At 71.5% G+C, this 26,358-nt stretch carries 25 protein-coding genes and 1 pseudogene; 12 read left to right on the plus strand and 14 right to left on the minus strand.

Annotation, left to right across the window (positions count from 1 at the left end):
* From ACFFIC_RS16660 to ACFFIC_RS16715, 12 genes are all read right to left on the minus strand, one after another.
* Window positions 1-1,074, minus strand: coding sequence for an ABC transporter ATP-binding protein (locus tag ACFFIC_RS16660; RefSeq protein ID WP_377052347.1), 1,074 nt, complete (start codon window positions 1,072-1,074; stop codon window positions 1-3).
* Complete coding sequence (locus ACFFIC_RS16665) at window positions 1,071-2,135, minus strand: ABC transporter substrate-binding protein (protein ID WP_377052349.1); 1,065 nt, start codon at window positions 2,133-2,135, stop codon at window positions 1,071-1,073. Before ACFFIC_RS16665 ends, ACFFIC_RS16660 begins: the two co-directional genes overlap by 4 nt.
* 42 nt (window positions 2,136-2,177) lie before the next feature.
* Window positions 2,178-3,422: an NAD(P)/FAD-dependent oxidoreductase gene (locus ACFFIC_RS16670; protein WP_377052351.1), complete on the minus strand. Its 1,245-nt coding sequence runs from the start codon at window positions 3,420-3,422 to the stop codon at window positions 2,178-2,180.
* A 27-nt stretch (window positions 3,423-3,449) separates the two neighbouring features.
* Window positions 3,450-3,827 carry a RidA family protein gene (locus ACFFIC_RS16675; protein ID WP_377052353.1) on the minus strand — a complete coding sequence of 126 codons (378 nt, stop codon included), beginning with the start codon at window positions 3,825-3,827 and terminating at the stop codon, window positions 3,450-3,452.
* A gap of 2 nt (window positions 3,828-3,829) precedes the next feature.
* Entirely contained in the window at window positions 3,830-4,975 is a 1,146-nt protein-coding gene (locus ACFFIC_RS16680; protein ID WP_377052355.1) for a M24 family metallopeptidase, read from the minus strand.
* Window positions 4,975-6,309, minus strand: coding sequence for an NAD(P)/FAD-dependent oxidoreductase (locus ACFFIC_RS16685; RefSeq protein ID WP_377052357.1), 1,335 nt, complete (start codon window positions 6,307-6,309; stop codon window positions 4,975-4,977). Before ACFFIC_RS16685 ends, ACFFIC_RS16680 begins: the two co-directional genes overlap by 1 nt.
* 70 nt (window positions 6,310-6,379) lie before the next feature.
* Window positions 6,380-7,312, minus strand: a complete 933-nt coding sequence (locus ACFFIC_RS16690; protein WP_377052359.1) for a LysR substrate-binding domain-containing protein — start codon at window positions 7,310-7,312, stop codon at window positions 6,380-6,382.
* 48 nt (window positions 7,313-7,360) lie between these two features.
* Complete coding sequence (locus ACFFIC_RS16695) at window positions 7,361-8,335, minus strand: Bug family tripartite tricarboxylate transporter substrate binding protein (RefSeq protein ID WP_377052361.1); 975 nt, start codon at window positions 8,333-8,335, stop codon at window positions 7,361-7,363.
* A gap of 53 nt (window positions 8,336-8,388) precedes the next feature.
* Window positions 8,389-9,141: a DeoR/GlpR family DNA-binding transcription regulator gene (locus ACFFIC_RS16700; protein ID WP_377052363.1), complete on the minus strand. Its 753-nt coding sequence runs from the start codon at window positions 9,139-9,141 to the stop codon at window positions 8,389-8,391.
* A gap of 16 nt (window positions 9,142-9,157) precedes the next feature.
* On the minus strand, window positions 9,158-10,174 hold the full coding sequence (gene pdxA / locus ACFFIC_RS16705; RefSeq protein WP_377052365.1) for a 4-hydroxythreonine-4-phosphate dehydrogenase PdxA: 1,017 nt from the start codon (window positions 10,172-10,174) through the stop codon (window positions 9,158-9,160).
* A complete protein-coding gene (locus ACFFIC_RS16710) occupies window positions 10,171-11,424 on the minus strand; it encodes a four-carbon acid sugar kinase family protein (RefSeq protein ID WP_377052367.1) in 1,254 nt (417 codons plus the stop codon). The genes pdxA and ACFFIC_RS16710 overlap by 4 nt, the downstream gene beginning before the upstream one ends.
* On the minus strand, window positions 11,421-12,407 hold the full coding sequence (locus ACFFIC_RS16715) for a 2-keto-3-deoxygluconate permease (protein WP_377052369.1): 987 nt from the start codon (window positions 12,405-12,407) through the stop codon (window positions 11,421-11,423). The genes ACFFIC_RS16710 and ACFFIC_RS16715 overlap by 4 nt, the downstream gene beginning before the upstream one ends.
* A gap of 359 nt (window positions 12,408-12,766) precedes the next feature.
* On the opposite strand from ACFFIC_RS16715, the gene ACFFIC_RS16720 reads away from it, so the two are divergent.
* From ACFFIC_RS16720 to ACFFIC_RS16750, 7 genes and pseudogenes are all read left to right on the plus strand, one after another.
* Window positions 12,767-14,230, plus strand: coding sequence for an FAD-binding oxidoreductase (locus ACFFIC_RS16720; protein WP_377052371.1), 1,464 nt, complete (start codon window positions 12,767-12,769; stop codon window positions 14,228-14,230).
* Window positions 14,231-14,276: 46 nt separating this feature from the next.
* Window positions 14,277-15,245, plus strand: coding sequence for a Bug family tripartite tricarboxylate transporter substrate binding protein (locus ACFFIC_RS16725; RefSeq protein WP_377052373.1), 969 nt, complete (start codon window positions 14,277-14,279; stop codon window positions 15,243-15,245).
* A 126-nt stretch (window positions 15,246-15,371) separates the two neighbouring features.
* Window positions 15,372-16,217: an IclR family transcriptional regulator gene (locus tag ACFFIC_RS16730; protein WP_377052375.1), complete on the plus strand. Its 846-nt coding sequence runs from the start codon at window positions 15,372-15,374 to the stop codon at window positions 16,215-16,217.
* A gap of 22 nt (window positions 16,218-16,239) precedes the next feature.
* Window positions 16,240-17,370: an iron-containing alcohol dehydrogenase gene (locus tag ACFFIC_RS16735; RefSeq protein ID WP_377052377.1), complete on the plus strand. Its 1,131-nt coding sequence runs from the start codon at window positions 16,240-16,242 to the stop codon at window positions 17,368-17,370.
* A gap of 2 nt (window positions 17,371-17,372) precedes the next feature.
* Window positions 17,373-18,575, plus strand: coding sequence for a sialidase family protein (locus ACFFIC_RS16740; protein ID WP_377052379.1), 1,203 nt, complete (start codon window positions 17,373-17,375; stop codon window positions 18,573-18,575).
* Complete coding sequence (locus ACFFIC_RS16745; protein WP_377052381.1) at window positions 18,572-19,462, plus strand: dihydrodipicolinate synthase family protein; 891 nt, start codon at window positions 18,572-18,574, stop codon at window positions 19,460-19,462. Before ACFFIC_RS16740 ends, ACFFIC_RS16745 begins: the two co-directional genes overlap by 4 nt.
* A 57-nt stretch (window positions 19,463-19,519) precedes the next feature.
* Window positions 19,520-20,494: pseudogene (locus tag ACFFIC_RS16750) on the plus strand (Bug family tripartite tricarboxylate transporter substrate binding protein).
* A gap of 47 nt (window positions 20,495-20,541) precedes the next feature.
* Here ACFFIC_RS16750 and ACFFIC_RS16755 read toward each other — a convergent pair.
* On the minus strand, window positions 20,542-21,012 hold the full coding sequence (locus ACFFIC_RS16755) for a RidA family protein (protein WP_377052383.1): 471 nt from the start codon (window positions 21,010-21,012) through the stop codon (window positions 20,542-20,544).
* Window positions 21,013-21,195: 183 nt separating this feature from the next.
* Between ACFFIC_RS16755 and ACFFIC_RS16760 the strand changes: the two genes are divergently transcribed.
* From ACFFIC_RS16760 to ACFFIC_RS16770, 3 genes are read left to right on the plus strand one after another with little or no spacing between them, the layout of a single operon-like run.
* Window positions 21,196-22,332: an NHL repeat-containing protein gene (locus tag ACFFIC_RS16760; RefSeq protein WP_377052385.1), complete on the plus strand. Its 1,137-nt coding sequence runs from the start codon at window positions 21,196-21,198 to the stop codon at window positions 22,330-22,332.
* Window positions 22,332-23,246 carry a hypothetical protein gene (locus ACFFIC_RS16765; protein ID WP_377052387.1) on the plus strand — a complete coding sequence of 305 codons (915 nt, stop codon included), beginning with the start codon at window positions 22,332-22,334 and terminating at the stop codon, window positions 23,244-23,246. The genes ACFFIC_RS16760 and ACFFIC_RS16765 overlap by 1 nt, the downstream gene beginning before the upstream one ends.
* Before the next feature lie 22 nt (window positions 23,247-23,268).
* The gene (locus ACFFIC_RS16770) at window positions 23,269-24,153 is read left to right on the plus strand and encodes a fumarylacetoacetate hydrolase family protein (protein WP_377052389.1); all 885 of its coding nucleotides are present in this window, start codon (window positions 23,269-23,271) and stop codon (window positions 24,151-24,153) included.
* Between the two features lie 13 nt (window positions 24,154-24,166).
* Here the strand turns inward: ACFFIC_RS16770 and ACFFIC_RS16775 are convergent, their stop codons facing one another.
* Window positions 24,167-24,856 carry a GntR family transcriptional regulator gene (locus ACFFIC_RS16775; RefSeq protein WP_377052391.1) on the minus strand — a complete coding sequence of 230 codons (690 nt, stop codon included), beginning with the start codon at window positions 24,854-24,856 and terminating at the stop codon, window positions 24,167-24,169.
* Between the two features lie 90 nt (window positions 24,857-24,946).
* On the opposite strand from ACFFIC_RS16775, the gene ACFFIC_RS16780 reads away from it, so the two are divergent.
* Together ACFFIC_RS16780 and ACFFIC_RS16785 are read left to right on the plus strand one after the other, a co-directional pair.
* On the plus strand, window positions 24,947-25,990 hold the full coding sequence (locus ACFFIC_RS16780) for a 4-hydroxythreonine-4-phosphate dehydrogenase PdxA (RefSeq protein ID WP_377052393.1): 1,044 nt from the start codon (window positions 24,947-24,949) through the stop codon (window positions 25,988-25,990).
* 63 nt (window positions 25,991-26,053) lie between these two features.
* Window positions 26,054-26,332 carry a hypothetical protein gene (locus ACFFIC_RS16785; RefSeq protein WP_377052395.1) on the plus strand — a complete coding sequence of 93 codons (279 nt, stop codon included), beginning with the start codon at window positions 26,054-26,056 and terminating at the stop codon, window positions 26,330-26,332.
* The last annotated feature ends 26 nt before the right edge of the window (window positions 26,333-26,358 follow it).

Raw genomic sequence — 26,358 nt, forward strand, 5'->3', positions numbered from 1 at the left:
TCAGGCCGCCAGGAGCCGGCTGTCCTCGGCACGCCAGCTCAGCCGCACGGCGTCGCCGGGGGCGTGGAGCGGGGTACCGGCACCGTTGGCGGCGTCGCAGAGCACGGTGGCGCCCTCCGCCACCTCCACCTGGTAGCGCACGACGTTGCCGAGGAAGGAGGCATGGCGGACCTGCCCGGGGAGGCTGTTGGCGCCCTCCGTGCGGCCGCCGGCGGGCGCGATGGCGACCTTTTCCGGCCGCACGAAGAGCAGTCCCTGCGGCGCGGCCAGGGCGCCGCTGCCGGCCAGCAGGCGGGTTCCGCCCGGGCCCGCCACGGCATCGCCGTCGCGCCGGGCGGGCAGCAGGTTCGCCTCGCCCAGGAAGGCCGCGACAAAGGCGGTCTCGGGCTTCTCGTAGACATCGCGGGGCGGGCCCATCTGCGCGATCCGCCCGCGCTCCATGATGGCGATGCGGTCGGACATGGTCAGCGCCTCCTCCTGGTCGTGTGTGACGTAGATCACCGTGGTGCCGAGGCGGCGGGAGATCTCCTTGATCTCCACCTGCATGTGGTAGCGCAGGTTCTTGTCGAGCGCGCCCAGCGGCTCGTCCATCAGCACGATGCGGGGGTGGCCGACGATGGCGCGGGCGAGCGCCACGCGCTGCTGCTGCCCGCCGGAGAGCTGGCGCGCGTAGCGGCGCTCAAAGCCCGTCAGCTTCACCATCTCCAGCGCCTCGGCCACGCGGGCCGCGATCTCCGCCTTGGGGGCGCGGCGGACGGTCAGCGGGAAGGCGACGTTCTCCGCCACGTCGAGGTGCGGGAAGATGGCGTAGTTCTGGAACACCATGCCGAGGCCGCGGCCGCGCGGGGGCACCTGAGTCATGTCCTGCCCGCCCAGCATCACCCGGCCCTCATCGGCCATGACGAAGCCGGCCAGCATCGAGAGCGTGGTGGTCTTGCCCGATCCGGACGGGCCGAGCAGCGTAAAGAACTCGCCGGGCGGGATGGCGAGGGAGACCCCCGCCACCACGGTTTCCGCGCCGTAGCGCTTGGTGACACCCTCGAGCGCGACGGCGCCCTCCATGCCCGCGCTCAACGCTGGAGCCATCGCGACCAGGTGCGGTTCACGCGGTCCCGGTTGTCCTCCCACCAGGTCGCGTTCTGGTAGAAGCCGGTCTGCATCGAGCGCTCGCCGCCCGGCGCGCGGGCGCGCTCTTCCGCGGTGAGGAGAGGGAAGGCCTTCATGTTGGTCGGTCCGTAGATGAGGTCGCGGGAATACTTCGCCTGCACCTCGGGCTGCAGCATGAAGTCGATGAGCTGCTGCGCGCCCTGCACGTTCTGCGCGTCCTTGAAGATGCCCAGGGCCTGGACCTGGATCATGTGCTCGTTCCAGGTGTAGGCGAGCGGCGCCCCGCGGTCGATCAGCACCTGCAGCCGGCCGTTCCAGATGGAGCCCGCGACGACCTCCTTGTCGGAGAGCATCTGCGCCGACAGCGCACCCGTGTCCCAGAAGCGGCGGATCTGCGGGCGGATGCGGTCCATCGACTTCAGCGCGCGGTCGATGTCGATGGGGTAGAGCTGGTCCTTCGGGACGCCGTCCGCCAGCAGGGCGAATTCGAGGTTGGCCGAGCCCGATGCCATGTCGGACAGCATGCGCGGCCCGGCGAACTTGCCGGCGTTCCAGAAGTCCGCCCAGGAATTGGGCGCCCCACTCGCGAAGTGCTCCTTGTTGTAGCCGAGCACGGTGCAATAGACGAAGTTCGCCACGCGCTGTGGGCGGCGCACCTCCGGCGTGATGTCCTCGCCCTTCGACCACCGCCACTTGTCGTAGGCGATGGGGGCGAGCGCGCCCATGCGCTCCAGCGTCAGCAACTGCCCGTCGCCGGTGTCGATCAGGTCCAGCTCCACGTTGTTGGCGCGGAACATGGCCAGCAGCTTGGAGGCGGTCGCGGCCACCGGCCGCACGACGATGCCGGTTTCCTTGGTGAAGGGGTCGTAGACGTGCCGGCGCATCACGTCGTCATAGGTGCCCCCGGGCGTGCGCACGATCACCTCCCCCGCGGCGCGCGCGGGGTGGGCCAGCAGCGCGGGGGCGGCGAGCGCCGTGCCGAGCAGCAGGCGGCGGGTCGGCCGGATGGTCGGGAATCGGTCGGACATGCGTCGCTCCTGTTCCGGTGAAGGGATAGGGGGTGGATCGTGTCAGTGGAAACGGGAGATAGCGTAGGGGGCCATATCGATGCGCGGCCTGTCTCCAAGAATCGTACCGGCCACCAAGCGCCCGCTCGGTGGGCCGCCGGTCATGCCGAAATGCCCGTGGCCGAAGCAAAGGTGCAGGCCGGGATGGCCGGGCACCGAGCCCAGCACCGGCAGGCTGTCCGGCGTGGAGGGACGGAAGCCCATCCAGAGCCGAGGTTCCCCGGCCTCGAGGCCCGGGAACAACCCGCGAAGCTTTCCTTGCAACTGCTGTGCCCGGCGCTCGTCCGGCGCTGCGTCCAGCCCGGCGATCTCGACCGTGCCGGCCACGCGCAGCCCCTCCGCCATGGGGGTGACGCCGAAGTTTCCGGACTTGTAGAGGATGGGAAGCTTCAGCGCCACGCTGGGCGCCGGCAGCATGAGGTGGTAGCCGCGCTCGGTTTCCAGCGGCACGTGGATGCCCAGCGGTTCCAGCAGCAGGCGTGACCAGGCGCCGCCGGCGACCACCACCTCGGCGGCCACGTGGTTGTCGGTGTTGGTCATGACCATCCAGCCGCCGCCCTCGCGCGGGATCAGCTTCATGGCGCGCTCGGGGAGGATGCAGCCGCCAGCTTCCTGGAACAGCTCCGCGAGGCGGCGCACGATGCCGGCGGGGCTGACGGTGTGGCCGTTGCCGGGGATCAGCACCCCGCGCGAGACGTGGCGCGCGATGCCCGGGAAAAACTGGCGGATGTCGTCAGGGCCGAGGATGTCGGCGCGAATGCCGTGGCGCTCCCGCAGGCCGCGCTCCAGCGCGGCGCCCGCAGTCTCCTCGGCCTCGTCCCAGATCTGCACCTGGCCGGCACGGCGGATGAAGGCGGAGAAACCCTCCGCGCCCAGCAGGTCGCGCCAGTCGTCAAAGGCCGGGGCGTGAAGGGCGCGCATGGCGTCCGAGATCGCCCAGACCCGGTCCATCCGCCCGGCGCGGACCCAGCGCGCGAGCCAGGGCGCCGCGCGCGGCAGGTAGGCAGGCCGCACCACCAGCGGCCCCAGCGGGTCGCGCAGCCAGGAGGGCACCTTGCGCAGCATGCCCGGCAGCGCGATCGGCACCACCGTGTCGGCGCTGAGCAGCCCGGCATTGCCGAAGGAGGCGCCGCCCGCGGACCCGAGCGGGTCGACGATCGTGACCTGCCGCCCGGCACGCAGCAGGGGCAGCGCGGTGGAAAGCCCCGCGACGCCCGCGCCGAGGACGATGACAGCCCCGGACTGCATCAGCCGATATCCCTCAACCGACGTCCCTCAACCGATCTGGGCCGTGGCGATCAGCTCGATCAGCATGCCCGGCGCCAGCAGCTCCTTCACCACCACGGTCGCGCGGCAGGGGTAGGGTTCCTGGAAATACTCCCGGTACACGGCGTTCATGCCCGCGGCATCCGCGGGGTCGATCAGGTAGATCTGGCAGAGCATCACGTCCGCCATGCTGCCGCCGGCGGCCTCCACCGCCATGCGGAGGTTGGACAGCGTACGGTGCGTCTGGGCCGTGATGTCGCCGGCGATGATCGCGCCGCTTTCCGGGTCCTTGGGGATCTGCGCGGTGATCACCAGCCCGCCCTTGCGGACCGTGCCGCTGATCGGCCCCTTGGACTTCGCGATGCCCGTTTCCACGGCTTCGAACATATTCAGGCTCCCTGGCGGTTGGTGAGAAGCGTGCGGGGCAGGTGCGTCAGAAGCTCCGGCCCACTTTCTGTGACGAGGACGGACTCGCTCAAGGCCGCGCCACCCGCCGAGGCATAGACGTGGAACACCATGCCCGCTTCCATCCGCCAGTTCGCCCCGGGGTGGAGGATGCGCGTGAAGTCGCTCGTGCGCGGGCCGGCGTCGCCGTAAAGGCCGAGGGTATAGCCGGTGATGTTGTCGTAGCTGTCGCGAAGGCCCGCGCGGATCACCCCTTCCCGCAGGATGGCGTCCACCTCGCCGGCCAGGGCACCAGGGCGCATCGCGGCGATCTGCCGGTCCTGCAACGTCGCCAGCACCCCGGCCGCGCGCAGGCGCTCCGGTTCCGGCTCGCCCAGCACCACGCATCGCATCACACGGGCGGAATAGCCGTGGATGCGCGGCGTGAGCTCGATATGCACCACGTCCCCCTCGGACAGGGGATCGTCGCCCAGGTGGCCGTGCAGGAAGTCCCAGCCCCGGCCCGCGGTGATCGGGCCGGGGCGATAGGGATCGGCGCCCAGTTCCACGAAGGTTGATTGCGCGATGCGCGCCGCATCCCGCTGCGTGGCGCCCGGCACGCAGGCGGCAGCCGCGCGGCGCAGGGCCTCGTCCGCGATGGCGGCGGCGCGTCGCAGCAACGCGACCTCCGCCGCCGACTTGATCAGGCGTAGCTCGGCGACCACGGGGCCGATATCGATGAAGCGCGCCCGGGGCAGGGCGGCCTGAAGGGCGGCGAAGCCGGCGATGGAGGTGCCGTAGCTCTCGAAGTCCAGGCCGATCCGCGCCTCCTCCAGTCCCCGCGCGCGAAGGCTGGACAGGAGGACAGGCACCGGGTCCTCCCAGTCGCGGAAGGTCGGCACGTCACCGATCCAGCTCCGCTGGCGGCAGACGGAGGCGTCCAGCGCGCGGATGAGGAAGAAAGGCTCGGCCTCCAGCGGGATCACCACGCAGCGCCAGCGGTTGGCGGAACTGCCGAAGCCGGAGATCCAGGTCATCGCCTCGATCTCGTCGAACAGCGCGGCCTCCACCTCGGCCGCACGCAGCCGCGCCTTCAGCCGCGCGAGTCGGTCAGCGAACTCCGCGGGCCCAAAAGCAGGGTGCTCGCCCATCAGGATGCGTCCTTCCGCGGCACGCGCCATCCGTCCAGCCGGTCCCGCAACTGGTAGGACAGCCCGACCACCGGCAGGAACCAGGGGTGCCCGGTGTAGAGCGGCCTGGTCGGGAAGGGCAGGCGGGCAAAGGCGGAGGGCCGGTTGGCGCCGCCCAGCATGGCCTGCGCGGTGGCGGTGCCGAGATGCGTCATGGTCACCACGCCGCTGCCGTTGCAGGCCATGGCGTGGTGCACGCCCTCGTGTTCCCCGACATGGGGCATCATGTCGAATGCGAAGGCGACGTTTCCCTTCCAGGAATGGGTGATGCGCACATCCGCCAGATCCGGGATCAGGTCGGTCAGGAAGCGGTGCAGTGTCGCGCCCGAGCGCCTGGTGTCGGCGTTCACGAAGCTCGCCCTGCCGCCGAACAGGATGCGCGTGCCGTCCGGGGAGGGGCGGAAGTAGTAGAGCACCTTCTTGGTGTCGCCATAAACGCGCATCTGCGGCAGCGCGCGCCGCACGCGCTCCTCGCCGATCGCCTCGGTCGCGATCATGTAGCTGGCCACGGGGATCAGGCGGCGGCGATGCCACGGGGTGGCGCCGCCGGTGTAGCCGTTGGTGGCGATCATCAGCCGCCGGGCGCGGATCGGGCCGCGGCTGGTCTCCACCACGAAGCCGCCACCGGCCTCTCGGCGGTGGCCGCGCATGGCGACGCCGCCCGCCAGCGTGGCGCCGTAGCGCATCGCGGCCGAGGCGAGCGCGCGAACATATTTCGCCGGATGCAGCGCGCCCGCGCGGCGCAGCATCATGCCGCCGACGAAGCGGTCGGTCGCGATCTCCTCTGCCACCCGTTCGCGCGGGACGAAAAAGGCTTCCTCCGTGCCCGCGCCGTTGATCAGGTCGATGCGGCGCTTCAGCGCCTCCAGCGCGCGCGGGGCATGGGCGCCGACGAAGCGGCCGCAGCGGACATAGTCGCAGTCCAGCCGCTCGCGCTCAACGAAGGCCTCGAAGTCCTCGAAGGCCTGCTCGCCCTCTTCCATCAGCTCCGCGACGTATTCCTTGCCGAAGCTTTCCACGAGGTCGGAACGCGTCTTGCCCAGGCTCCCCGCGCCGCTGAGCGCCCCGCCGTTGCGCGAGGAGGCACCCCAGCCGATCGCCTCGCGGTCGATCACCAGGGCCCGCACGCCGTTGCGGCCCAGTTCGATCGCGGTGGAGAGCCCAGCGATGCCACCGCCGACGATCAGCACCTCCGCCTCGTCGGGCAGCAGCGTGGCGGCCGGTGCGGGGGGTGGGGCGGCTTCCCACCAATAGGGGCGCTCGACGAAACCGGGGGCGAAGGGAAAGTCGGTCATGAAGGGTCGAGCGTGGCACGGCCCCACGCCGCATCCCGCATACCAATTCGGCATGGAGCCGCCGGGATGCTTATGCCTGTCCGCGGTGGCGCTCCACCCGGCCGGCCACGGCGCGCGCGGCCTTGCGGATGGCCTGGAGGAGGATGTCTCGCCCGAAGCTGTCAGGCACCTCGTCGGGCCAGAGGAGGTGGTATTCCACCGTCACCGCCGGCTCGAAGGGCCGCAGCACGAGCCCGGCGCCGAGAAAGGGGGCGGCGGCGAAGGCATCGATCACGGTCACGCCCGCGCCGGCCGCGGCCATGGCGGCGGCGCCCGTGGTCATGCGGCATTCCACCAGCTCCGCCGGGCGCGCGCCGCTGCCCTCCAGGGCACCGTCCACCAGGGCCTGCCGCCCCTCCTCGCGCGAGAGGGCGATGTAAGGCTCGCCGTGCAGGTCGGCGGCCTGCACCACCGCCTTTCCGGCCAGCCGGTGGCCCGCTGCCATCGCGCAGAAGGCCCTTGCGCGGGCAAGCAGGACGGAGCGCAGGCCCGGCACGCGGGGTCCGCCGGTGGTCAGCCCGATATCCGCCTGCCGCGACGCCACCATGCCCAGCACGCCCCCGGTGGTGCGCGAATGCACCGACAGCGTTTCGGCCCGCTTGGCCTCGCGCCAGGACACCGAGGCGCCAGGCAGCACGGACAGCGTGAGCACGGGAATGGAGGCGATAACGATGCGGCGCGGCGCACGCAGCCGCAGCCGCTGCGTGAGGGCGGAGATTTCCTCCACCCCGATGAACACGCGCTCGGCTTCCTCGTGCAGCGCGTGGGCGAGGGGGGTGGGGACAAGGCGCCCGCGGATGCGCTCGAACAGGGCGAAACCCGCCAGCGCTTCCGTCTGCGACAGCAGCCGGCTGACGGCGGGCTGGGACATGCCCAGCATCAGCCCGGCGCCGGTGGCGGTGCCCGAGCGCATGATGGCGCGGAAGACCTCGAGGTGGCGGTATTCGAGCGATCTCGCGGCCATGCGCCACGATCACGGAGACGGGAGGGGTGCGTCAAGCCGCGCCGCCGCTCACCCCGGCCGGATGCCACGCGCCCGGATCACGCCGGCCCAACCGTCCATCTCCCGCGCAACAAAGGCGGCGAACGCGGCGCGCGCCATGGGCGAGGGCTCCGTGCCGTCCCGCCGCAGGCGGTCGGTGACGGCGGGATCCTCCAGAACGGCGCGGGCCGCGGCGGCCAGCCGATCGAGCACCGGCGCTGGCGTGCCGGCGCGGGCGAAGAGGCCGAACCAGTTCTCGGCGGCAAGGCCGCCGACCCCGGTCGCTTCCGCCAGGGTCGGCACCGCCGGGGCCGCGGGGCTGCGCGTCCCGCCCGTATAGGCCAGGGCGCGCAGCTTGCCCTCGCGCACCAGGGGCAGCGCGGAGGAGGGGTTGTCGAACATCGCCTCCACATGCCCCGCGAGCAGGTCGGGGAGGGCGGGGCCTGTTCCGCGATAGGGTACGTGCACCAGCGGCGCGCCGCTTCGCTGGGCCAGCAACTCGATGGCCAAGTGGCTCATGGAGCCGTTCCCCGCCGAGGCCAGGTTGATCCCGCCCCTTGCGCGGGCGAGGTCCAGCAGGCCGTCCAGGTCCCGCGCGGGCGAGGCGACCGGGACAAGCAGCATCAGCCCGTTCCGGACCAGCATCCCGACCGGTGCGATGTCCGCGCGGCTGTCATAGGGAAGGCGGGGGAACAGCCCGGGATTGATGGCGAAGGGCGCCCCGGCGACGAGGAGGACCTGCCCGTCCGGCGCGCTGCGGGCGAGTTCCGCCGTCGCGAGCTGGGTTGCCGCGCCCGGCTTGTTCTCCACCACCACGGGCCGCCCGCGCGAGAGGCCGCGGGCGAATTCCTGCGCCAGCAGCCGGGCCGCGAGATCGGCCGTGCCGCCAGGCGCCACCCCGACCAGGCTGGTGATGCCCCGTCCCGGCCAGGCCTCCTGCGCCAGGGCCGGCGCGGAAAGGGTGAGGGACGCGGGGGCGGCTTGAAGCAGGAAGCGGCGGTGCATCCTCCGATCATGCCATGCCAGCCGCGCACCGGAAGCGGTGGGCCGGCCGCCGCTCACCCCGCCTGCACCACGCGCAGCCCCTCGGCCGCGAAGGGCGCCCAGGCGGGGGCGGGGGCTTCCGTCACCAGCACGGCGCCGGGGGCGAGCGGCGCCCAGAAGGGCTGCCCGGCGCGGTCGAGCTTGGAGCCATCGGCCAGCACCACCGCCTCCCGCGACTGCCGCATCATCAGAGACTTCAGCGACACCTGCTCCAGCGTCGCCTCGCACAGGCCGCGCCCCGGCACGACGCCGTCCGCGCTCATGAAGACGCGGTCCGCCGTGATGTGGCGCAGCGCCTCCTCGGCGAGCGGGCCCACCGTGCTCATGCTGATGCTGCGCAGGGCGCCGCCCAGCACGACGAGTTCGATGCCCGGCGCGTCGGCCAGCAGCGGCACCAGCGGCAGGTTGCTGGTCACGACCCGCAGGCGCTGCCCTTGCAGCAGCCGCCCCAGCGCCTCCACGGTGGAGCCGCCATCGAGGATCACCGTGTCCCCGTCCGAGATCAGGTCCAGCGCGGCGCGCGCGATGGCCGCCTTGGCCGCGCGGTGCTGCGCCGTGCGCGCGCGCAGGGTGGTTTCCTGCGCGGTCGAGGCGAGGATGGCACCCCCATAGGTCCGCGCGATCGCACGCCTGGCCGAAAGCGCCTCCAGGTCGCGCCGGATGGTGGAGGCCGAGACGCCGAAGCGGGCCGCGAGCGCGTCCACGTCCGCCTCGCCATCCGCGATGGCCGCCAGGATCTCGTCGTGCCGGGCCCGCCTGCGGCGCATGGAGGCTGCGGCGCCCTCAGGCCGCCGCCAGCTCCCGCTTCGGCGCCAGCTCCACGGCCTGCTTCAAGGCCTCCACCAGCGAGCCCTCGTCGGCGATGCCCTTGCCCGCGATGTCGAAGGCCGTGCCGTGGTCGACCGAGGTGCGGATCACCGGCAGGCCCACCGTGATGTTCACGCCGGACTCCAGGCCCATCACCTTCACCGGGCCATGGCCCTGGTCGTGGTACATGGCGACCACCAGGTCGAAGTCGCCGCGGGCGGCGCGGAAGAACAGGGTGTCGGCGGGCAGCGGGCCTTCGACCTTCCAGCCCCGCGCCTGGCAGATCTTGATGGCGGGGATGATCTTCTCCTCTTCCTCGCCCTGGCCGAACAGCCCGTTCTCGCCGGCATGCGGGTTGATGGCGCAGACGCCGATGCGCGGATCGGCGATGCCGGACTTCACCAGCGTCGCGTGGCCGCGCGCGATCACGCGCTCCACCAGGCCGGGCTCGATCCTCCGGATGGCGTCCATCAGCCCGACATGCGTCGTGACATGGATCACGCGCAGCTTGGGCGCGACCAGCATCATCGAGACCTCGGGCGTGCCCGTCAGATGGGCGAGAAGCTCGGTGTGGCCGGGATACTTGTGGCCGGCGGCGTGCAGCGCCTCCTTGGACAGGGGCGCGGTGCAGATCGCGTCGGCCTCCCCGGCCTCCACCAGCCGCGTGGCGCGCTCGATGTAGCGGTAGGCGCCCTCCCCCGAGAGGGCGGAGAGCTGGCCGAAGGGGTGGCCGGCCGGGATGATGCCGAGGTCGATGCAATCCACCGTGCCGCGGGCGTAGCGGGCCTCCGACGGCTGCTGGATGGCGTTCACCGCGAGGTTGGTCTTCGTGACCGCGTCGGCCTCGCGCAGGCGGATGGCGTCGCCCACCACCAGGGGCCGGCACATCGCGTAGACATCCTCCCGCGCGAGTGCCTTCATGATGACCTCCGGCCCGATGCCGGAGGCGTCGCCCATGGTGATGGCGACGATGGGGCGGTTGTCCTGGGTCATGTCGCGCTTTCCCGTGCGAGGTCACGCAGCCGGTTGAGGCCGCGCAGGATGGTTCCGCCATCGCCGAAGGCCCCGGCCTTGGTCATGACGGGCAGTTCGATGGCGCCTTGCGTGATGCCGAGCGGTACGCCGGGCTCGACCTCCTCCAGCAGGCGGATGCCGTGGACGCCGAGGCGGGTCAGCAGGGCGCAGGCGGTTTCCCCACCCGTCGCGAAAAGGGCGCCCATGCGCGCGGCGGGGGGGACGAGAAGCTCGGCCAGCCCTTCCGCCAGGGCTGCGCCCTGGGACAGGTCGGCGGATGCGTCGGCGGCGATTTCCACCAGCGCGTCGCGCCCGCTGAGCAACGTTGTGGCGATGTCCGCCGACAGGCGGGCGCGGCGCGGGTCGGCGGCGGCGGCGCGCAGCAGTTCCGGTTCCACGCTGAACTCGGCGGCGCCGTCCTCTGCCACGAGCCGGGCGGCGCTGCGGGAGGCTTCGGCGACGCTGCCGACCACGATCAGCGTTCCGCCGCGCAGCGCGGGCAGGGCAGGGGAGGGGGCACCCCCTTCATCGGGAAGGGCTGCAGCCAGGGCCGCCGCGATGCCGCCGGACCCGACCCAGAAGACCTGCCCCAGCAGGGGTAGGCTGGCCCGGGCGATCGCGTCCAGGTCCTCCGCCGAGGCGGCGTCAAAGGCCAGCGCGTCATGGCCGGCGGCAAGGGCCGCGCGTAGTGCCTCCGCCAGCGCCGCCTCGCCGCGCCGAAGGCTCGCCAGGGGCAGGTGGCCGGCCGAGAGCCCGGCCGATCGCAGCACATCGGTCAGCACGGCGCTGCCGTAGCTGTGGTCGCGGGCCCAGAGGGCCGTGCTTTCCAGGGGCACCCCGTTCAGGTGAACACGGCCCTCTTCGGTGGTGCGCCCGGTGGCGGGAAAGGCGGGGGCGACGAGCGCGAGGGCGGGCCGCCCTTCCTCGCGCAGCGCGCGGCAGGTGGCGGCAAGCTCCGCCGCGGGCTGGCCCCGCAAGGTGGAGTCGATCTTCTTGATCAGGCCCGCGCCGGGTGCGTGATGCGCCCGCAGCAGGGCCGCGTGTCGCGCGCCGGCTTCATCTGGCGGGAGGCGGCGGCTGTCGGCGTCCACGGCCAGCACCGGCGTGCCGGCCGAGACCCGCGCGCCGTGCCACCCGACGGAAGCGCCCAGCCCGCGGCGGGCGAAGGCGATGCCGCAATCCGCGGCGCCCGTCAGGTCGTCGGCCAGGATCAGCCAGCGCGTGGTCATTCCGCGGCGGCCGGTCGGGCAACTGGCTGGGGAGAGGGGCCGAAGCGCCTGGCCGTCCAGGCGGTGAGGAGCGGCACGAGGACCGTGGTCACGATCACGGCCGCCGCCACCAGGATGGTCGCGTGGGCCGCGGCCGGCGCATAGACGGGATTGGCCGCCGCGACGATCGCCGGCACGGCCGCCGCGTTGCCGGCCGTGGAGGCCGCGGCCACGCCGGCCACGCCCGACCCGCCGATGGCGCGGTCCGCGAGAAAGAGGGGGATGCCGGTGACCACCACCACGGCAACGCCCAGCCCGAGCCCGAGCAGCCCGGCCTGCCAGACCTTGCCGAGGTCCAGCCCGCTTCCGAGGGCGAAGGCGAAGAAGGGGATCATCACGGGGATTGCACGGCTGAGGAAGTCGCGCATGTCGCGGTCGAGGTTGCCCAGGATCATGCCCACCAGCAGCGGCAGGATGGAGCCGACCAGCGTCGGCCAGGGGAAGGCCGAGAGGCCGGCGACACCCAGTGTGACCATGGTCAGGAACGGGCCGGATTCGAGGGTCATCACGGTATAGGCGCCGACATCGCGCGGTTCGCCGTACTGGCCCATGAGCGCCATGTAGAGCCCGCCATTGGTGTCGTTCATGGCGGCGACGATGGCCAGGGTGGACAGCCCGGCGAAGATGCCGGCCTCCACCGGCGCCTCGCCAAGGATTTGGCCGAACACGACGCCGAGCAGGACAGCGATGCCGATCTTCACCCCGAACAGCGTGCCACCCTTCTTGAGGATGTAGGGCGTCGCCTTGAAGTCGATGCTCGCGCCCATGCAGACATAGAACACGGCGAGGATCGTGAGGGCGCCGGAGAACAGCGCGCCGGTGAAGGAGCCGAAGAACTTCGGCGTGTCCGGGAAGAAGGTCGCGATCAGCGCGCCGAGCGCCAGGGGCACGACCATCATGCCGCCGGGCACCCGTTCAATGGCCCGCTTGATGGGGATCTGCATGGCGCTTCCTCCGGCGGCGCCTCCGCTCGGGCGCCCGATACACAACGCTTTAAACGTGGGCGCTGCTTCTGCCGATGCGAGAGGGGTGTCAATGATATTCTGCACGATTTACGCAGAAATTCCCTCAAAGGGTGAGCAATAGAGCCGCATCGTGCAGAACGGCTTGGGTGGACGTGCAAGAAACACGGAACTGGCGTGAAAATCGTCTCGACTTTTCTGCGCAATTCACGCACATGGCGGCCAAATGCAATGAAACGCTCAGGTGCCGGAGCGGGCCGAGCGCCGCGGCAGCCGGAGAGGCAGGCCCGGCCCTTGGGGGCGCCGCATGGGCAGCATCAGGGAAGGAGCTGCACAGCGTCATGAGCCTTGATCCAGCATCGATCGTCGCCGCACCGCCTGGCGCTGCGCTGGTCGACTCCCTGGCCGCGATCGTCGGCCGGCGCCACGTGATCGCGCCTGACGAGGACCAGGAGCCCTACCTGGTGGACTGGCGCGGTCGCTACCACGGCCGCGCCGCGGCGGTGGTGAAGCCGGCCGACACGGCGGAGGTGGCGGAGGTGGTCCGGCTCTGCGCGCGCGCGGGCGTCGTGGTGGTGCCACAGGGCGGGAACACCGGCATGTGCGGGGCGGCCACGCCGGACGGCAGCGGCCAGGCCGTGGTGCTGCGGCTGGACCGGCTGAACCGCATCCGCGCCATCAGCGCCCTGGCCAATTCCATCACCGTGGAGGCCGGCTGCATCCTGCAATCCATCCAGGAGGCCGCGGCGGGCGTGGACCGCCTCTTCCCGCTCAGCCTGGGCGCGGAGGGAAGCTGCCAGATCGGCGGCAACATCGCGACCAACGCCGGCGGCACCGCCGTGCTGCGCTATGGCACCACGCGCGAGCTGGTGCTGGGGCTGGAGGTGGTGCTGCCCGACGGCAGCGTGCTGAACCGCCTGCAGGGCCTGCGCAAGAACTCCTCGGGCTATGACCTGAAGCAACTTTTCATCGGGGCGGAGGGCACGCTCGGCATCATCACCGCGGCCTCCCTCAAGCTGTTCCCGCGCCCGCGTGCCTCGGCGCTCGCGATGGTGGCCCTGCCCGAGATCGAGGCGGCGCTGACCCTGATGGGCCGCCTGCGCGGCACGGTGGGAGACCGGCTGGCCAGCCTGGAGGCGATGTCGCGCGGGCAGATCGAGGTGATCGCCCAGAACGTGCCGGACGTGGCCATTCCCTTCGCGCTCGAGGCCCCCTGGTTCCTGCTGATCGAGCTCACCGACACCCTGGCCGGCACGGACCTGCGCGCTCCGCTGGAGGCGGCGCTGGCGGAGACCTTCGAGGAAGGGCTGGTGCTGGACGCGGTGATCGCCGAGAGCGGGGCTCAGGCCGAGGCGCTGTGGAAGATCCGCCACTCCGTCTCCGAGGGCAGCAAGCGCGCGGGCTACGTGGTCAGCCACGACAGCGTCGTGCCGCTCGAGAACCAGGCCGCCTTCGCCCGCAACGTGGAGCGCCGCATCCTGGAGGCGGTGCCGGACGCGCGGGTGGTGATGCACGGCCACATCGGCGACGGCAACATCCATGTCCTGGCGATCCTGGACGCCGCCCGCTTCCCCGACGCCACCGCCGCCGCGCCGGTGGCCGCCCGCATCAACGCCGTGGTGGACGACGAGACCGCGGCGCTTGGCGGCGTGATCAGCGCCGAGCACGGCATCGGCGTCAGCAACCGCGCGCGGCTGGGCCGCGTGACCGAGCCGGGCGAGATCGCGCTCATGCGGCGCGTCAAGGCGCTGCTCGATCCCGCCGGCATCATGAACCCCGGCAAGGTCCTGCCACCGGAGGGCTGAGCGCCCGCCTCGTGTTCCGCCACATCTTCAGCGAAGGAAACGTCCCATGAACCGCCGCACCCTTATTGGCGCCGCTCTCGCCACGCCGTCGCTCGCCTTCGCGCAGGGCGCGGCCTGGCCCGCACGCCCGGTGCGCCTGATCGTGCCCTACCCGCCGGGCGGCGCCACCGACGTGATCGCGCGGCTTTACGCCGAGCAGATGGGCCATACGCTGGGCCAGCCGGTGGTGATCGAGAACCGCCCGGGCGCCAGCGGCAACATCGGCATCGACGCCGTGGCGAAGGCCGCGCCCGACGGCTACACGATCGGCGCCGGCACGGTCAGCAACTTCTCCATCAACCAGTACCTCTACAAGTCCGTGCCTTACGACATCGAGCGCGACCTCCGCCCGGTGGCGCTCGCCTGGGAGTTCCCGAACATCGCCGTGGTCGCGCCGGGCAAGGTGCAGGCGAAGACGCTGGCTGAGTTCATCGCCTGGGCCAGGGGCAGGCGCGGCGGGATCACCTATGGCTCCACCGGCGTCGGCACCACCACGCATCTTTCCTCGGCGATGATGTTCAACCGCCTGGGGATCGAGGCGGTGCACGTGCCCTATCGCGGCGCGGCGCAGATCCAGCCGGCGCTGCTCAGCGGCGACATCGACTTCGCCATCGACGGCGTAGCCTCCTACCAGGCGCTGGTGGAGAGCGGCCAGATCCGGGCCCTCGCGGTGACCAGCGCCGAGCGCTGGCCCACCCTGCCGGAGATCCCGACCATGGCGGAGGCCGGGCTCGAGAACTTCGTTGTCACCGTCTGGGGCGGCTTCGTCGCACCGGCCGCGACGCCCGACGCCCTGGTGGAACGCCTGGGCAACGCGCTGAAGGCGGTGGTGGAGGACGCCACGCAGCGCGAGCGCTTCGCGCGCGTCGGCGCCAAGCCGATCTGGACAACGCCCGCGGAGGCCGCCGCGCGCGCCGCGCGGGAGCGCCCGATGTGGCGCGACACCATCAAGGCATCGGGCGCCGAGGCGGACTGAGACAAGCAGGCCCCCCAGGCGCGGGATTGTCTTGACGGACAGCCCCGCGCCTGCTGAAACACGCGCAATACCACAACAAATGTTCGCATTCCGATCAACGTGGATCGGTGGCGGGGCGGAGGAAGAATGGCCGGGGAGGCGAAGGGCGATGCGGTCGCGTCCGGCCAGGCCGGCAACGCCAAGAACCTCGTTCAATCCGCGGCCAAGGTCTTCGCCGTGCTGCGCGCCTTCGGCCCCAACCTGCCGGAGCTGACCGTCACCGAGGTGGCGGGCCGCGCCGGGCTCGACCGCGGCACCGCCTTCCGCCTGATCCATACGCTGATCGGGCTGGGATATCTCCGGGCGGTACCGGACACGCGCCGCTTCCGCCTGACCCTGCGGTGTCTCGAGATCGGCTTCGCCGCCCTGTCGGCCAACGACCTCCCGGGCCACGCCGAGCCCCTGTTGCGCGAGCTTGTTCCGCGCGTGGCGGATGCCGGGTCGCTCGGCGTGATCGAGGGTGGGGAGGTCGTGTACCTTCAGCGCGTGCAGCACGGGCTGGACCGGAACGGCGTGGTGCGTCGCCCGGGCACCCGGGTCGGCGCCTATGCCACCGCCCTCGGGCACGCCATCCTCGCTTTCCTGCCCCGGCACCGCCAGGTCGAGCATCTGGAGGGGGTGGAGCGCGTGATGCTCTCCGAACGGACGGTGACGGACCTCCCGGCCCTGCTGGACCGCCTGGACACGGTGCGGGCGCAGGGGTTCGCCGTCTCGGACGGCGAGAACGCCTTTGGCCTGCGCACCGTCGCCGCCCCCGTGCTCGGCACCGACGGCCTGCCGCTCGCGGGCGTCAGCCTCACCATCCAGTCCTCCCGCCAGTCCATCGACGCCTTCGTGCAGGACGGCCTTCCCCATCTCCGCCGCCTCGCCGACGAACTGACGGAGGGCGTGCGCCTTTCCCTCGGTGCCATCGGCGTGCGCCGCGCGGGCTGAACCCTTCGAGCGGAACCAACCCATGCCCGACCTTCACAGCCCCATCGAGTTGCTCCGCCCGCCCCGAATCGAGTTCGGCGGTGGAACCCTTTCCGTGATCCGGCCCTGGGTGGAGGAGCGCGGCTTCCGGCGCATCCTCGTGGTGGCGGATGCCTTCAACGCGGGGCGTGTGGACCTGCTGGGCCTGCCAGGCGCCGTCACCGTCTTCGGCGAGGTGAAGCCCGAGCCAGACCTGCCGAACCTCGAGAAGGTGCTGGCGGTGGCCGAGGCCATGAATCCCGACCTGGTGATCGGCTTCGGCGGCGGCAGCGCCATGGACCTCGCCAAGCTCGTCGCCGTGCTGCCCGGTTCCGGCCAGACCCTGCATGAGGTGGTGGGGCCCGAGAAGGTCGCCGGCCGCCGCGCCGCGCTGATCCAGGTGCCGACCACCGCGGGCACGGGCAGCGAGGGCGGGACGCGCGCGCTGGTGACGGACCCGGCCACGCAGAACAAGCTCGCGGTGCAGAGCCGGCACATGCTGGCCGATCTCGCGGTCGTCGATCCGGACCTGACCATGACCGTGCCGCCCGCCGTCACGGCCGCCACCGGCGTGGATGCCATGGCGCATTGCACGGAAGCTTTCACCAGCCGCCGCGCCCACCCGATCATCGACGTTTACGCGCTGGAGGGCATCCGCCTCGTTGGCCGCTTCCTGCCGCGCGCCGTGGCGGATGGGGGCGACCGCGAGGCGAGGGCGGGGCTGGCGCTCGCCTCCATGTATGGCGGCTTCTGCCTGGGGCCGGTGAACACCACGGCCGGCCACGCGGTGGCCTATCCGCTGGGCACGCGCCACCACATCCCGCACGGCCTGGCCTGTGCCCTGATCTTCCCGCACACCCTTGCCTTCAACGCGCCAAGCGTGACGGACAAGACGGGATTGGTCATGCAGGCGCTCGGGCTGCCTGCCTCGGCCGATCCTGGGGCAGTGCTGGAAGGGGCACACCGCTTCTGCGAAGGCCTGGGCGTGGAGATGCGCCTGTCGCGCCTCGGCGTGCCCGAGGACGACCTCGGCGCCATGGCGACGGAGGCGCACGCCATCCGCCGCCTGCTGGACAACAACCCGCGCGACCTCGGCCGGGACGGCATCCTGGCCATGTACAAGGCGGCCTTCTGACCATGGCCCGTACCGCCAGCCCCCCGCCCGACCTGTCCGGCGACGGCACCCTTGCCCCCGCGCCAGGGGATGCCGCGCGCACCGAGACCTTCATCCCCGCGCTCTGCGTGCAGAACCACGCGGCGAACCTCACCGTGCTCGGCAACGGCGACCTTGCCTGCGTCTGGTTCGGCGGCACGCAGGAAGGGGTTCCGGACATCTCCGTGCAGTTCTCCCGGCTCGCGCAGGGGAGCGGCCGATGGAGCGTTCCGGACACCCTGTCCGACGATCCTGCCCGCTCCGAGCAGAACCCGCTTCTCTTCCCCGCACCCGACGGCACGCTCTGGCTGATCTGGACCGCGCAGATCTCCGGCAACCAGGACACCGCCATCGTCCGTTGCCGCAGGTCGGGGGACCATGGCCATTCCTGGGGGCCGATCGAGACGCTGTTCGGGCCCCGTCCGGATGGCGGAACCTTCATGCGGCAGCCGGTTGTGGTTCTGGAAAACGGCGACTGGCTGCTGCCGATCTGGGTCTGCCTGACCACGCCCGGCCGCAAGTGGGTCGGGGACGAGGACTACAGCGCCGTCAAGATCTCCTCCGACCAGGGGCGCACATGGTCCGAGCACGCGGTTCCGGAGAGCAAGGGCTGCGTGCACATGAGCGTGCTGGACATGAAGGACGGCAGCCTCGTTGCCTTCTATCGCAGCCGCTGGGCCGACAACATCCATGTCAGCCATTCCACCGATCTCGGCCGGACCTGGTCCGCGCCCGAGCCGACGTCGTTGCCCAACAACAACTCGTCGATCCAGGCGGTGCGGTTGGCCAACGGCCACATCGCCATGGTGTTCAACGAGAGCAGCGCGGCCGATGCCACCGAGCGCCGTCTCTCCCTTTACGACGACATCGAGGACGGGGTGGAGGATGCGACGCCGGAGCCCATGCCGGTTGAGGGGCGGCGCAGCACCTTCTGGGGCGTGCCCCGCGCGCCGATGACGCTCGCCATCTCCGAGGATGGCGGCCGCAACTGGCCGCACCGCCGCAACCTCGAGACGGGCGACGGCTACTGCATGACCAACAACTCGCGCGAGAAGATCAACCGCGAGTTCTCCTATCCCACGGTGACGCAGTCGCCCGACGGCGCGCTGCACATCGCCTACACCTACTATCGCCAGGCCATCAAATACGTCCGCGTCGACGAGCGCTGGACCGGAGCTTCCGCATGAGCAGCCTTCACCCCACCGGCGTCTTTTCCGCGGCGCTCACCCCGCTGACCGCCGATCTGGAGCCCGATCTTCCCGTTTTCGTGGAGCACGCGCAGCGCCTGATCGCCCAGGGCTGCGACGGCATCGCGCTGCTGGGCACCACGGGCGAGGCCAACTCCTTCTCCACCGCCGAGCGCCAGTCCATCCTGGCCGCGGCGGTGGAAGGGGGCATCGAGCCGTCCCGCCTGCTGCCCGGCACGGGCGTCGTGGCGATCCCCGAGACGGTGACCCTGACGCGCCATGCCCTCTCGCTGGGCGTCAACACCGTCATCATGCTGCCGCCCTTCTACTACAAGGGCGTCAGCGAGGATGGCCTCTTCGCCGCCTATGCCGAGGTGGTGGAGCGCGTGGGGGACGACCGGCTGCGCGTGGTGCTCTACCACATCCCGCAGATGTCCGCCGTGCCGATCCCGGCCTCCGTGATCGAGCGCCTCCGCGCGCGCTTCCCCGGCACCTTTACGGGCATCAAGGACAGCGCGGGCGACCTCGCCAACATGGAGATGCTGGTGGAGCGCTTCCCCGGCTTCGCCGTGCTGGCCGGCGCCGACCCGCTGCTGCTGCCGCTGATGAGGAAGGGCGGCGCGGGCTGCATCACCGCCACCTCCAACCTCGTCGCCGCCGACCTTGCCTTCATCTTCCACAACTTCGCCGATCCGTCGAAGTCGGCCGAGGTGGAGGCGGCGCAGGCCCGCGTCGTCGCCAAGCGCAACCAGGCGTCCCGTTTCCCGCAGATGGCGTCGCTGAAGGCGATGCTGGCGAAGGAGACGGGCCACCAGGGCTGGACCCGACTGCGCCCGCCGCTGCTCTCGCTGACCGCGGAGGAATCCGCCCAGCTCCTCGCCGCCTGAACCGATGCGACACCGGCCGGCCCTGAAGAGGCCGGCCGCCCAAGGGAGAGAAGAACCATGAACCGGCGCAACTTCCTGCTCGCTGCCTCCGCCACGGGCCTGCTGGCGGCGCCCGCGGTGCGCGCGCAACAGGCCTGGCCGCACGGCAAGCCCATCCGCGTGATCATTCCCTGGCCGCCCGGCGCCGCCAACGACACGCTGGGCCGTCTTCTCGCGGCCCGCCTGTCGGAGAAGCTGGGCGCGACGGCGGTGGCCGAGAACCGCACGGGCGGCGCGGGCCTGATCGGCACCAACGCCGTGCTGCAGGCGGCGCCGGACGGCTACACGATCCTGGCCTCCGCCTTCAACACGGCGGTGATGCCGCTGGTGCTGCGCGGCGCGACCTTCGACCCGCAAAAGGACCTGGAGGTCATGGCGCGCACGGCCCGCGCGCCGCTCGTGCTCGCGTCCTCGGGCATCAGGCGGGAGAAGACGCTGGCGGAGATGATGGCCAGCGCGAAGGCGAAGCCGCGCGACTGGAACTTCGCCATCTCCTCGCTCGGCTCGGCCGGACACCTGGCCACCATCGAGTTCCTGCGCCGAACGGGCCTCGACCTCGACCTCGTGACCTATCGCGGCACGCAGCCGGCGCTGACGGACATGATGGGGGGCAGCGTGCAGCTCCTCATCGATCCCTCCTTCGCCATCCTGCCCGCGCGCGGGGACGGCAAGATCAACGTGCTGGGCATCGCGACGCCGGAGCGCTCGGCCCTGGCGGCGGACGTACCGACCATGGCGGAGGCCGGGCTGCCCGGCTACGAATTCCAGTCCTGGTACGGCGTCTGAGCTCCCAAGGGCACCTCCGCCGAGATCTGCGGCCGGGTGAACGCCCTGATGCAGGACACCATGCGCGAGCCCGCCATGGTCCAGCGCCTGACCAACCAGGTGCTGGAGCCGGTGACGGAAAGCATCGAGGACACGCGCCGCTTCATCGCGAGCGAGATCGTCCGCGCGGGCGAGCTGCTGAAGAGCGTGAACTACCAGCCGGAGTGAGGGATGGTGGCCGCCTGCGCGCCAGGGGCGCAGTGGCCGCCTGCGCGCTAGGGCGCGACGGCGGCCACCACGTCCACCTCCATCAGCATGCCCGGCCAGGCGAGCGCCTGCACCACGAGGAAGGTGTGCGGCGTGGCCGGCGCGCCCTTCATGGCGGCGCGGCGGCACTCGCCGATGGTCTGCTGGAAGCGGGCATCCGTGACATAGGTGGTGGCCTTCACGATGTCGCCCACGGTTGCGCCCTGCTGGGCCAGCATCCGGTCGATCTTCTCCCAGGCGTAGCGGCACTGCGCCGCCACGTCGCCCGCGAAGCGGATCTCGCCGGTCTTCTCGTCCTCCGAGCCCTGGCCTGAGAGATAGATGAAGCGCGCGGGCGTGCGCACCGTGACCGCATCGGCGAAGCGGCCGCTGTTCCAGTTGCCGTTGTCGATCGTGCGCTTCTCGAACCCCTGCTGGGCCAGCGCGGCGGTGGCGATCAACAGGCTGGCGGCGGCAGCCGCGAGAAGGGGACGGCGCATGGATGGTGTTCTCCCGTTGTGCCGGGCGCGCGCGGCGGGTCCCGCCGGGCCTGCCCGGTGCCCGCTGGCGGAGCAATGCCCGTGCCAGCGCCCGCGTTCCATCCCGCCGCTTGACCTGGCCGCCCCGACTGGCCGAGCCTCCCGGGGAAGGGAACGGAACAGTTCCCGGCCGAGGAACCCCCCATGCCTCCAATTTCCGCGCCTGGCCGCATCCGGCTCATGGCCCTCGCCCTGGCCGGCGGGCTTCTCGCCGCGCCGCCGCTTCTGGCCCAGGCGCCGACGGCCGCGGCGCCCGTGTACCAGGTGGACCCGCACTGGCCGAAAACCCTGCCGAACAACTGGGGCATCGGGCAGGCAGCCGGGGTCGCGGTGGACGGGCGCGACCACGTCTGGGTCGTTCACCGCCCGCGCACGATGACCGAGGACGAGCGCGGCGCGACTCTTTCGCCGCCCCGCTCCGAGTGCTGCGTGCCCGCGCCCTCCGTCATCGAGTTCGACCCGGACGGCAACGTGGTCCAGGCCTGGGGCGGCCCGGGGCACCACCCCTCCTGGCCCGCCAACGAGCACGGAATCTACGTGGACGGCGCCGACAATGTTTGGGTGGGCGGCAACGGCGCCAGCGACCACGTGCTGCTGAAGTTCACGCGGGAGGGACGCTTCCTTCTCCAGGCCGGCGTCACCGGCGAAACGGGCGGCAGCAACGACACGCGGCGCCTGGGCCGCCCCGCGGATATCGAGGTGGACACCGCCACCAACGAGGTCTTCGTGGCGGATGGCTACCAGAACCGCCGGGTGGTGGTCTTCGATGCGACCACGGGAGCCTATATCCGGCACTGGGGCGCCTATGGCCGCACGCCGCCGCCCGATGCCCCGCTCGCGCCCTATGTCGCGGGCCAGGCCCCGTCGCCCAGCTTCGCCAACCCCGTGCACTGCGTGCGGCTGGCGCGGGATGGGCTGGTTTACGTCTGCGACCGGGGCAACGACCGCATCCAGGTCTTCCGGCGCGACGGAACCTTCGTGCGGGAGTTCTTCGTGGCCACGGGCACGCTGGGCAGCGGCTCCGTATGGGACATCGACTTTCTTCCCGATGCTGCCCAGTCCGTGCTGCTCACGGCGGATGGCTCCAACAACACCGTCTGGCTGCTCGCCCGGCAGGGCGGCGAGATCATCGGGCGCTTCGGCCGCAGCGGCCGCAACGCGGGGGAGTTCCACTGGGTGCACAACATGGCCGTGGACAGCCGCGGCAACGTCTTCACGACCGAGGTGGACACGGGCAAGCGCGCGCAGCGCTTCCGCCTGGTGTCGCAGCTTCCGCGGTGATGACACGGGGGCTGTTCCGGCGGGCGCTGGCCTCGGCGATGCTGCCCGCCCTGCTGCCCGGCTGCGCCTCCCCGCTGCCGGCCCTGGAGGTCCCGGGCACCACCCCGGCCGCGCGGGCGCTGCTGGAGGAAAGCGCGGCGGCGCATGGGCTGCCGGCCCTGGCGAGGTTGCGCGACATCAGCGTGAGCTATGAAGGCGAATGGCCCGCCCTGATCGGCCGCCTCCAGCCGGCGCTGGTGGATTCCGGCTTTCGCGGCGGCTCGGAGGAACGTCTCCTGCTGCGTGAACGCGTGGTGGCGCAGGCCCATACGGGGCCGGCCGGGCGGAAGCAGGTGGTCCGTCAGGCCGCGCCGGGCGCTTCGGCGCCGTTGCGCGTGTGGCTCAACGGGGAGGAAGCCGAGGACACCGAGCGGCGCGCTGCGGCCGCGCTGGTGGCCGACGGCTACGCCCTGTTCCTTCTCGGCCCGATGCTGCTGGCCGGACCATGGAGCGCCGGCCGTTCGCTGGACCTGGGCGAGGGCGGGACGGAGCGCATCACCCAGGATGGGCGCGCCATCGACTGCGACGTGCTGCGGGCCCGCATCGCCCCGGGCCTCGGCGTGTCCCGCGCGGACGAGCTGGCGCTCTTCATCGGCCGCCGCGACCGCCTGATGCGCCGCATCCGCTTCTCGCTGGAAGGCCTGGACAGCACGCGGGGCGCGGTGGCGGAGGTGGACTGCCTCGATCACCGTCCGGCCTATGGCGTGCTCTGGCCGACGCGCTTCCACGAGCACCTGCTGCGGCCGTTTCCCTTGCCCGTGCATGACTGGCGCCTGCGCGGCCTGGACGTGGACCGGGGCTTCTCGGCCGCCGAGATCTCGGGGGCCAGCTTCACCGGCCGCGCCGCGGCGCCTGCCGGCAACCCCTCGGCATGACGGCGACAGGAGGCAATGGCGGATGAAGCTCGTGCGGTTTGATGGGGGGCGTATCGGCGTCCATGACGGCACGCTGGTCCACGACATCGGCGAGGCGCTGGGCGGCGACGACCGCGGCGCCTTTCCGCCCGTTGCCATGGTCCGCCTGATCGCGGCCTTCGACCGCCTTCGGCCCGACATCGAGGCGCTGCTGGCCTCCGGCCGCGCCCTGTCCGTGCCCGCCGCCTCCGCCGGGCTGCTGGCGCCGCTTCCCTGGCCCAACAAGCTGATGGCCTATCCCGTGAACTACATCGACCACGCGAAGGAGATGAACTCCACCGGCTACGCCCATGTGCAGGGCTACTTCCTGAAGGCGAACTCCTCCCTTTCCGGGCCCGGGGAGCCGATCGTTCTGCCGGCGCTTCCGGGGCGCGAGATCCATCACGAGTGCGAACTCGCGCTGGTGATCGGCCGTGAGGGACGGGACATTCCCGCGGAGCGCGCGCGCGAGCACATCTTCGGCCTCTCCTGCCTCATGGACATCACCATCCGTGGCCCGGAGGAGCGGGTGTTCCGAAAGTCCTACGACAGCTTCACGCCCATGGGTCCCTGGATCATCACCATGGACGAGGTGCGCGGCATCGACAGCCTCGGCATGAAGCTCTGGGTGAACGGGGAACTGCGCCAGTCGGCCAACACCCGCGACCTGCTGGTGGGCATCGAGGAGATGATCGTGGTCGCCTCCAGCGCCTCCACCCTCTATCCCGGCGACATCATCGCGACGGGCACGCCGGCAGGCGTCGGTCCGATCCGCGGCGGCGATACGGTGGTCATCGAGATCGAGCAGGTCGGGCGCATGAGCCTGCCGGTGGTGCAGGGAAAGGGCGGCGCCAACCGCGTGTTCCTGCGCCCGCCGGCCGGGGCTTAGCGGGGCAGGGGGCTCAGAGAAGGTCGCGCACCCGCTCGAAGGTACGGTCCAGGTGCAGGGCGAGCACCGCGGCCAGAGCCTCGCCGTCCCGGGTGCTGAGGGCGCGGATCATCTCCTCGTGCTCCTCCACCGCCCCGGCCCACTTCTCGGGTGCCGCGTTGCCGATGAAGCGGATGTGCTGCATGCGCGCCTGGATGGCCTCGTGCGCCCAGCTCAGCGTGGCATTGCCGGGCAGGGCGACGATGGCGGTGTGGATCGCCTGGTTCAGCTTGAAATAGGCCAGGCGGTCGCGTCGGGCGTAACGCTCCATCATGGCGTCGTGCAGGGCGGCCACGGAGGCGATGCCGCCCTCCGTGCCGTCGCGGCAGGCCAGGCGGGCGGCCAGCGTTTCCAGCGATTTCAGCACGACGAGGCTGTCGGCGAGGTCACGGCCCGTGTAGCGCCGCACCACCGCTCCACGCGCTGGCACAAGCTCCAGCAGGCCCTCCCCCGCGAGCATCCGCACAGCCTCGCGAAGGGGCGTCCGCGAAACGCCGAGCCGGGTGCCCAGCGCCACCTCGTTGATGCGCCCGCCCGCCGGGATCTCGCCGAGGGTGATCAGGTCGCGCAACCGCGCGGCCACCTCCTCCTGCAGGGGGCGACGGACAATAGGACCGATGGTGGCGGCTTCGGGCTCGGGGGGCGAGGCGGCAGGGCTGTCCATCGCTTGTTCGGCTTTCTCCTTGCTTGACCGGCCCCGATCATTATGCCTGATACTGTATGCAGTGTGTAGGTGAATGAGCGGGGAGGAAAAATGAGCGGGGACGTCATGCCGGAACACCGGCCGCGCATCGCCGTCGCCATGGGCGACCCGGCCGGAATTTCTCCCGAACTCGCTGCCCGCATCCTGGTGGACGACGCCGTGCTCGCCGCGGCCGATCTGATCGTGATCGGCGATGCGCGGGTGCTGGCCCGGGGTGCGGAGGCGGCGGGCGTCGCTCCCGGTGTCGCCGTCGTGCAGCCGGGCGAATCCGTGCGCTCCCGTCCTGGCGGGCCCATCCTGCTGGATCTCGGCCATTGTGACCCGGACACCATCCCCCTGGGTGAGATCTCCGAGGCAGGAGGGCGCTTCGCGACGGAGAACTTCCGCCGAGCCCTCGCCATGGCCGCGGCCGGGGAGGTGGAGGCCGTCTGCTTCACCCCCTTCAACAAGGCCGCCATGCGCCTCGTCACGCCGGGCTACGAGGACGAGATCGGCTTCACGGCCGAAGCGATCGGCTTCTCCGGCGTGGCCAAGGAGTTCAACGTGCTGGAGGGGCTGTGGAACGCCCGCGTCACCTCACACGTGCCGCTCAAGGATGTCGCGGGGCTGCTGACGCGCGACAACATCCTAGACAACCTCCGCCTGACGGACGAGGCGCTCCGGGCCTCCGGCATCGCGCGCCCGCGCATCGCGGTGGCGGCGTTGAACCCTCATGCGGGCGACCACGGCAACTTCGGCCGCGAGGAGATCGACGTGATCACCCCTGCCGTGGAGGCCGGCCAGCGCGAACAGATCGGCTGCGAGGGGCCTTTCCCGGCGGACACGGTGTTCATGCGCGCGCGCCGCGGCGACTTCGACGCCGTGCTGACCATGTACCACGACCAGGGCCAGATCGCGATGAAGCTGATCGGCTTCGACGCGGGCGTGACCCTGATGGGCGGCTTCCCCTTTCCGATCTGCACCGCGGCGCATGGCACCGCCTATGACATCGCCGGCAAGGGCATCGCCCATCCCGGCGCCATGCGGAACGCGGTGCTTCTGGCCGCCCGCATGGTGGCGCGCTCCCACGCCCGGGGGAATGCTCCGGCGGCCTGACCCCCTACCGATTCCGCGCAGAACCCGGAACGGGCGCGCGGCACGCAACAAAGGAGGAAAACCATGAAAGCAACCGCTGCGGCCCTGTTCGGCGCCGCCATGACGCTCACCCTGCCGGCGGCGGCCCAGACGACGGGACAGGCGGCCTGGCAGCCGACGCGCCCCGTCGAGTTCGTCGTCACCTCCGGCGCCGGCGGCGGCACGGATCTCTTCGCGCGGACCGTGCAGTCCATCGTCACCCGCCACAACCTCGTGCCCACCTCGATCGTGGTGACCAACAAGGGTGCGGGCTCGGGCGCCGAAGGTTATGGGATGGCCCGCCCCTCACTCCTGCTGGGGTAAGCTGGCCGGGCATTCGGGGCTAAGGG

This window comes from Muricoccus vinaceus, from assembly GCF_042433125.1.
GTDB classification, from domain to species: Bacteria; Pseudomonadota; Alphaproteobacteria; order Acetobacterales; family Acetobacteraceae; genus Roseomonas; species Roseomonas vinacea.